This is a genomic window from Roseburia porci (genome assembly GCF_009695765.1).
Classification (GTDB): Bacteria; Bacillota; Clostridia; order Lachnospirales; family Lachnospiraceae; genus Roseburia; species Roseburia porci.
Genome location: NZ_VUNI01000003.1, coordinates 179,612 through 187,012, shown reverse-complemented (window position 1 = coordinate 187,012; position 7,401 = coordinate 179,612). Strand labels below are relative to the sequence as shown.

Below are 7,401 nucleotides of genomic sequence, written 5' to 3'. Positions count from 1 at the left end.
ATTCCCCTCACGTTAATCATAGTCTTGCTATGAACAGGACACCCTTGGTCTTGGCTGTATCCTTCCCACTACTAGGGCGGATTAGGAACTTTCATCCATTAGCGACGTGCGCCGCAAGGCGCACATACAAAAGAACCGGACATTTGTCCGGTTCTTTTGTAATTACGGATAAAATAAAAAAACACCGCAATCTGCGATGTTTCCTCGGGTTGGGCTGTTTATAAAAATAACAGTCAGCAGTTCGTACGGGAATCGAACCCGGAGGTGTTGAGAAAAGAATACTGTTTTTATATGTTTTTGAACGGAATCCTAAATGGTTAAAGTTGGTTAAATTTAACCATTACGAAAAAGAAAGGTAAAGTTAGTACAGATGTTGATTTGGGTGTTTCGTTCAGAACTATGGGGATGAAAATTGAAAAAGATGAATTTAAGGCGTATCGAAATGATGCGTCTTTTTTTATTTGCACAAACCATATTATATCTGAAATAAAAATAATAATTAAATGGAGGATATACGATATGGTTCAAAAAGAAGATGAAAAAGGATTGAGAATTCGGAAAAAATCTATTGAAATATGTAATTTTAATGATTACAAAACACAAATAGAAAAAAATAGAATATTTCAAAACGCAAAAAAGTTAGCACAAAAAACAGGAAAGAAAGAAATCTTTATTCCACTTCGAGAATGTTTAAATGAGAAAGAAAAAACAAAGCGAGATAGTTTCTTGAAAGAGAAATGCGAGTTATATATGGACAGTTTGGGAAGAGGAAGTGCACATTTGTTTTTGTAGAACGCCAAAGGCGATCTTTCCTATAAAGAAATAAAAAAGATGTATCAGGACGGTACATCTTTTTTTTTAATCTAACGCCATATTTTGAATGGATTTATCTATTTATAGATATGGAGGCGATTGTAGGATTAACATCACATTAGTGTGTGGTTTTGTTTGCCATATTTTTAAGGGGGACCACACATGAACAACATCTTATATACACCAAGTAAATTAAATAAGCACTTTTTCAGCACTTACTACGAAAAAGATACTCACGTAGGCGCATTTGAACGGAAAACTACCCGCAGTTCGAACGTAAGTACGGCGATTCTGGATCAAATGGATGTGACTCAAAAAGAAGATTACTATTTTTCTGTTAATCCGATCCGCAACATGTCCAAACGCTGTTCGAAAAACGTCATCGGTCTAAGCTGGCTGTTCGCCGATCTGGATCTCTTTCATAACGGATCCACAAAATACGATCACATGACTACAGAAGAGGTTAGTGAAGTGATCTTATGCTCACTGCACGATGAGGAAATACCGCATCCAACGGTTGTGGTATCTTCCGGACGGGGCTTTTACCTTTTATGGAAACTGACATCCAGTCACGATACAACAGCAAGGCCTTATGAATCCATAAAAGCATTGAAACGCTGGAAGCGATTAAACCGTACCTTGAACGAACGTCTGAAAGAGTTCGATGCAGATCTTGGCATCTGTGAAGATCCGGCCCGGCTGCTCCGTGTGCCAGGCACAATGAATTCCGTAGCAAATGCACGAGTCAATATTATTCGAAACCTGCCAGAACTTACATATACATTGTATGATATTGATGTCGCTTTAAATGGCAAGGACGCCACAGACAAGCAGTTTGCTTTCCTTGATTCCATGGAAGAAACGCTTGGTTACGGACCGGATTATTACGACAAGCGCAGCGTACAAAAATTTATAAAAAAGAACAAAACGAAATTCTTTCATATATACTACGGACAAGCATCGGACAAGCAGCGTGCTTACTGCGAAGCTCTGGCAAAAAAGCTGGAGGTCAAGCTTCCGAAGAACACCAGATGGGCTTATGAAGCAGATCAGTTCATTCAAAGATATAGCGCAAAATTACCAAAAGAGACAAAAAAGAAAGAAAACACAGAACAGATCAATTCATCATCACTGACGCTGCCGAAGGCATCAGAGACATGCAGTGCAGATTCCTATTCCAAAATGTATCGGAATCGTTTGGATGTCTTGTTTGCATGCGTGCAGTCCGATCCGGATCAGACCGGTAGGCGTGAGATAATGCTTTTTCTTTGCCGATATTATGCCTGCCAGGTATACGGGGATCCGAAAGAAGCGTTAGAATGCGTATTGAGCCTGAATCAGTTCTTTTCTGAGCCGCTTTCCCGATCTGAAGCAGTTCGTGCGACCAGATCCGGGGAGACTTACTTCAAGACCACCGGTTATAAGCTCACTACAGAGTCCTTCTGCGCCAAGATCGGGATCACACCGGATCAATACTATGCGTTTACCGGAAGCCGTAAGAAGCGTACAAAATCAGAGCAGAATCGGAAAGAGATTAACCACCGATATTACATGAAAAGACTGCAGCAGTCCGGAAAAGAAACGAAAAGCACACAGATCCTTGCCCGCCGGAAACGTGTACGGAAATGCATGGATCAGGGAATGACATTAAAGGAGATCGCTGATGCGCTTCAGATCGCAGTTAACACCATAAGAAGAGATTTAAAAGCTGTCATGGGAGACAGCTCTGTTCGTGCTGCCATGAAACTGGCAAAAAGAATGAGAAAAGAGATGGCCATTCTGGTGAACGAAGAAAATGCAGAAAAGAAAGATGAAGTCTCAGTCTCGGAAAGCCTTGTAAATCAAGAACTTGAGCCGGATTGGGCGTATTATTTCAATGAGTGCCAAAAATTAAGATTATATAGTATTATAAGTGCAGAGCACTACGGTGCCATGACGGGGACGACGGAGACTGCCACTGGCGAAAGCCCAGGGAATGCCCCTGCAGATCCCGACTTTGCACCCTGGGTGGTAGCCGCTATGAAGGACGCCTTGACCTTTCGCCCTGCTACATCTTAGCTTTGGCGTCCTGGCGTGCAGATGCGATCTGTCCTACATAAAACTATGGACTTCTTTTGAAAAACAGGCTTCACGGTCATGCTCCTTCACAGTCACGGCGCAACAGTTTTTCCACCGGCTATACCATCATGGGGACAACAATATAAGTACCTTTTTCCTTACATTCCCCCCCTGCATAATCCCACATCTTCGTTTTATCGTGTGCTGAAAAGACGTTGGATTACATGTCATGTTAAACGTTCCCATGGATTGAAAAAAACAAATTTCAAAGTTCAATTCACCATAAGGAGTATAGGATATCATTTATGTTTCATGTAATGATATAGAGTAATCTTTTTTCTTGCTTAAAAATACAAATTATTTTTCAAATTTTCATTTTCTTTGCCCATTATAAAGAAAAAAGGAGGTTTTTGAAATGAAAAAAACGATTTATATATCTAATGAACAGAGACAGTCGATAGAAGCAGCAATCTCAGTTAATTTATCTTTGCGAGGCGAGACTATAGTGTGTCCCAAAATCATCTTCTCTCCCCAAGACGTACAGAACGAATATGCTGTTATATTTATAAATCCAAATGCGGAAGAATCACCGATTGTAAAATTTGATGCAACTGTACTAAAGCATATCAGTATCCCGATTTTTGCAGAAAGAATAACTTGCCATTATTATCGTGCAATAGGTGATATCACGGATGTGATCCTTAATAACTTCAAAAATCGTATCTCAAATAGAGATTATATAAAAGAAAATTTGTATCTGGAAGCAGTAAACTCAGAAAGAAACAAAATATTTCTTGATAGCGTTCCCAAAATAGAGCTTCTTGATTTATCTTTTATTTGCAGAATAAATATTTCAAGATTAATTCAAAATGGATGTACCGGGAATAGAAGTATCATTATCGATAACAGATTACTTAATATTATGGGATTATCTGTGAATGAATTATTTGATTATGCGAAAAACTGTGACCTGAATACATATCGGGCAATTCCGTTAAATGAAGATAAGAAGGTTCCCACTTACTTGATCCGGAATAAAACTGGTATATACGGCGGAGCAGCAATTGCGTCAATGGATGTTTTAAGGGGACTCTCTGATTTCTTGAAAAGCAATCTTTACATTTTGCCTCAAAGTATTCATGAATTGCTGATTATGCCTGCTGATGAAGAGGACAAAATACCAATTATGACATTCGCAAAAGCACTGGCAAGTGGCATTCCTTGTTCTGATGATTTTTTATCCGATCATCTATATTTATATAACAAAGTAGAAAAGAAGATTCGTGTTGTAGATGCTTAAACCTGATCACAACAGAAGATATCCGCTATTTTCTTGTTGAATATGCAAATCCGAATAAGAATCCAGAGGGGAAAGAGATAAAAGGCTCTACGATGGACGGGAAAAGGCGTTGCCTCTCTTCGGTATTTGACTATCTTTTCCGGAATAAAAGAATTGCGGAAAACCCGATGCTTCAGATAGACCGGATCAAATATAAAAAGACCATAAAACGTCCTCTGAACGAAACAGAGATTGAAGAAATAAAGATAGGCTGCGAAAAATATGGCAGAAACCGTATCCGGAATTATGCAATGCTGTTATTCATGATTGATACTGGATTGCGAGTCAGCGAAATTTCAAATATTAAATTATCCGATATCGATTTTGACAAAATGACCGTAAAAGCACTGGGAAAAGGGAATAAGGAAAGATTCGTATATTTCACCGGCAGAACAAAGATCCGATTAAGAGAATATATGAAAACCAGAAAAGACGTGAATATTTATGCTTGCGACAGCACAAATATCTCAAATATCCCGTTATTCGCAAGCAGCCGCGCGCCATATAAAAACCTTTCTCCGAGAGCAATTGAAGATGTCTTAACAATGATCGGTAAAAAAACGGGTATTCATATCCATCCGCATTTGATGCGCGCGACGGGGGCTACCTTATGGCACAAGAATGGAATGCCAATCGATATGTGCGCCGATCTTCTTGGACACTCCAATCTGAACACCGTCATGACGTATGTTAAGAACAGTCCAGATCAAATGCAGGCAGAGTACCGAAAACTGGGAAATATTGCGTAGCAATCCGCCAGGGAGCTTGCAGGATTCATGGTCAGAGAGTATATGCTCCCTGGCTTATTTGTCGTACTTTTTATTTTTTCTGGAATCCATACTCAAAGTACAAAGAAAAATATTTTATTGAAAACCTTTATTGAAATTATAACGTTATAACGTTATAATATAAAAGGGTGATAGTATGAATGAAAAATTTATCAAGTTAGTAAAAGAAAGTGGTAAGTCGATTTATCAGATAAGCAAAGAGACCGGCATTCCGTATACGTCTTTATCAGAACTTATGAATGAAAAAATAGATATAAATAAATGCGCAGCAGGAATGGTTTATAAATTAACACTGTATTTTGACTGCTGTCTGGAAGAACTTCTTAACGAAGAATCATTAATTGTCAATAAATCTGGAACATATCGAAAAATAAAATATAAATGGGAGCCAACGGAAAATGGTATTGCTCTGCATATAAAAGATGGAGAAAATGAAAAAATTATTGATGTAGGAAAATATAACCAGGCCCGTTTCTATAAATCATTTACCAATATGACAGAAATGATTATTGACTATTATATTATGCAGAAGGAGGTTGACGAAAAACTATGACAAAATATTATTTGATGCATCGTAATGATGTCTGCGGAACAATCATGTTTGATGAAACGGACGGAAAAGTTTTATCTTTTGACAAGATTAGCCATTATAATAACAAGAAAACTTTGTCAATTTGCAAATCTTGTCATGTTTTTTCTTAAATGATATGATAAGAGAAAAGGGAGGAAAAGCCATGTCTGAATTCAAACAATTAAAAACAAGTTATAAAATTCCAGAAATGCTTCAAAAAGATATAGACGCATTAGAAGAAGGAGTAAAAAATAATGTGTCTTATATCGATTGCCTGCAAGACGAAGTTCGAAGTTCTGCACATGGAGTTACCGACTATGACGGCGGATTAACGGAAGATCAGGCAGAGGAAATCATCACATACTATTGCAGAAGGAGATGCTGAAAATGATCGATTTTACAAACTGTGAAGTAGACTTGACAACAACTTACGGAGGATCAGATAAAAAAAGACCTATTATTTATAATGGGAATCGTTACATGCTGAAACTATCAGACCGTATTCCAGAAGAAAAACGCAATCCGTTAAATAGTTCATATACAAACAGTGCTTTTTCAGAACATATTGGATGTTCAATTCTTAAAACAATGGGTTTTACAGTACAAGACACTTTGTTAGGCGAGATTACAATGATTTCATCAAAAGGTATAGAACGAACATATCCGGTTGTTGCATGTAAAAATTTTATTCCAGACGGGAAATCGCTTGTAGAATTTAAAACAATTGAAAATGCAGTATTAACATCAAAGCCACCTAAAACACCACGATTAACAGATATTTATGAAATAATGCAGCATGATAATCCATATTTTTCAAAAGAATTTGGGGAAAAAGCAATTGAATCATATTGGGATTTGTTTATTGCAGATGGATTATTAGGAAATTTCGATCGACATGCGAACAATTGGGGTTATTTAATTGATAATGTCACAAAAGAGATTGAGTTGGCTCCAGTTTATGATTGTGGCTCCAGTCTATATCCTCAATTATCTGACGACAAATTATTAGATATTATAAATAATCAATCAGAAATTCAGAAAAGAATTGATACATTTCCTAAAGCAGCATTGCAAGATGAGAATAAAGAAAAAGTTTCTTATAAAGACTATATATCTTCTTTTCAAAATCAAGATTGCACAGATGCTCTGATTCGTGTATTTCCTAAAATTGATATTGATAAAATACACGATGTAATTGACAATTGCGGGGAAATTTCAGATATTCGGAAGCTATTTTATAAGACAATGGTAGATGCAAGGTATGAACAAATAATTTTGGAACCATACCGAGATATTTCCCAAAAACTAAAAGAAATTCGTTTTTCTGAATTAAGTAATTTAACACAAACAGAAAAATCATTAGTCAAAAGTATAACCTTTTCAGATAATGATATGTTAAATCTTTCTGAAAACTCATTAGAAGGATGTAGTCAGTTAGAGAAAGCATTTGTATCGGAAGATCTGTTTGTATTTATTGGTGAAAATTTCGGAAATGAATTTTTCTCTGGGACAATGATTAATAGTCCATTTACTTTACCAGAAGAAAAAATCCTTGAAGAAAGTATAATCAATCCAAATCGAGATGAGTTAGCTGAACTTTCTGATATAGATGGTTTCGATCCAGCTGATGATTATTAATTAATCCGGTCGCACGCGACCGGATCTTTTTCTGTAATCAGCATCTTTTTCAAATATTTTTCAAAAAAAACGAGATTTTATCCATTATATGTCTGTAAGCGGTTAAGAGAACAAACAATCTCAAAAAAAAATAAAAATAGTTTTCGAAAAACCCTACCTCTTGTCCATTATAAATATAGAGAAATGAACAAAGA

At 36.7% G+C, this 7,401-nt stretch carries 7 protein-coding genes; all 7 read left to right on the top strand.

Features of this window, described 5'->3' with window-relative positions; genetic code table 11:
- Positions 1 to 519 precede the first annotated feature (519 nt).
- The 7 genes from FYJ75_RS03460 to FYJ75_RS03430 all read left to right on the top strand — a co-directional run bounded on the left by FYJ75_RS03460 (position 520) and on the right by FYJ75_RS03430 (position 7,207).
- Complete coding sequence (locus FYJ75_RS03460) at positions 520 to 792, top strand: hypothetical protein (protein WP_154428880.1); 273 nt, start codon at positions 520 to 522, stop codon at positions 790 to 792.
- A 183-nt stretch (positions 793 to 975) separates the two neighbouring features.
- Positions 976 to 2,871 carry a hypothetical protein gene (locus FYJ75_RS03455; protein ID WP_154428878.1) on the top strand — a complete coding sequence of 632 codons (1,896 nt, stop codon included), beginning with the start codon at positions 976 to 978 and terminating at the stop codon, positions 2,869 to 2,871.
- 415 nt (positions 2,872 to 3,286) lie between these two features.
- Positions 3,287 to 4,171: a DUF5688 family protein gene (locus FYJ75_RS03450; RefSeq protein ID WP_154428876.1), complete on the top strand. Its 885-nt coding sequence runs from the start codon at positions 3,287 to 3,289 to the stop codon at positions 4,169 to 4,171.
- Between the two features lie 92 nt (positions 4,172 to 4,263).
- Entirely contained in the window at positions 4,264 to 4,959 is a 696-nt protein-coding gene (locus FYJ75_RS03445; RefSeq protein ID WP_154428874.1) for a tyrosine-type recombinase/integrase, read from the top strand.
- Positions 4,960 to 5,134: 175 nt separating this feature from the next.
- Positions 5,135 to 5,551 (top strand): hypothetical protein, encoded by a 417-nt coding sequence (locus FYJ75_RS03440; protein ID WP_154428872.1) that lies wholly within the window; start codon positions 5,135 to 5,137, stop codon positions 5,549 to 5,551.
- A 181-nt stretch (positions 5,552 to 5,732) separates the two neighbouring features.
- Entirely contained in the window at positions 5,733 to 5,954 is a 222-nt protein-coding gene (locus FYJ75_RS03435) for a hypothetical protein (RefSeq protein WP_154428870.1), read from the top strand.
- A gap of 2 nt (positions 5,955 to 5,956) precedes the next feature.
- A complete protein-coding gene (locus FYJ75_RS03430) occupies positions 5,957 to 7,207 on the top strand; it encodes a HipA domain-containing protein (RefSeq protein WP_195838933.1) in 1,251 nt (416 codons plus the stop codon).
- The last annotated feature ends 194 nt before the right edge of the window (positions 7,208 to 7,401 follow it).

What these genes read in the sequence shown, in the direction of transcription:
- FYJ75_RS03460 (WP_154428880.1), top strand. Translation starts at nt 520, where the DNA reads ATGGTTCAAAAAGAAGATGAAAAAGGATTGAGAATTCGGAAAAAATCT.
- FYJ75_RS03455 (WP_154428878.1), top strand. Translation starts at nt 976, where the DNA reads ATGAACAACATCTTATATACACCAAGTAAATTAAATAAGCACTTTTTC.
- FYJ75_RS03450 (WP_154428876.1), top strand. Translation starts at nt 3,287, where the DNA reads ATGAAAAAAACGATTTATATATCTAATGAACAGAGACAGTCGATAGAA.
- FYJ75_RS03445 (WP_154428874.1), top strand. Translation starts at nt 4,264, where the DNA reads ATGGACGGGAAAAGGCGTTGCCTCTCTTCGGTATTTGACTATCTTTTC.
- FYJ75_RS03440 (WP_154428872.1), top strand. Translation starts at nt 5,135, where the DNA reads ATGAATGAAAAATTTATCAAGTTAGTAAAAGAAAGTGGTAAGTCGATT.
- FYJ75_RS03435 (WP_154428870.1), top strand. Translation starts at nt 5,733, where the DNA reads ATGTCTGAATTCAAACAATTAAAAACAAGTTATAAAATTCCAGAAATG.
- FYJ75_RS03430 (WP_195838933.1), top strand. Translation starts at nt 5,957, where the DNA reads ATGATCGATTTTACAAACTGTGAAGTAGACTTGACAACAACTTACGGA.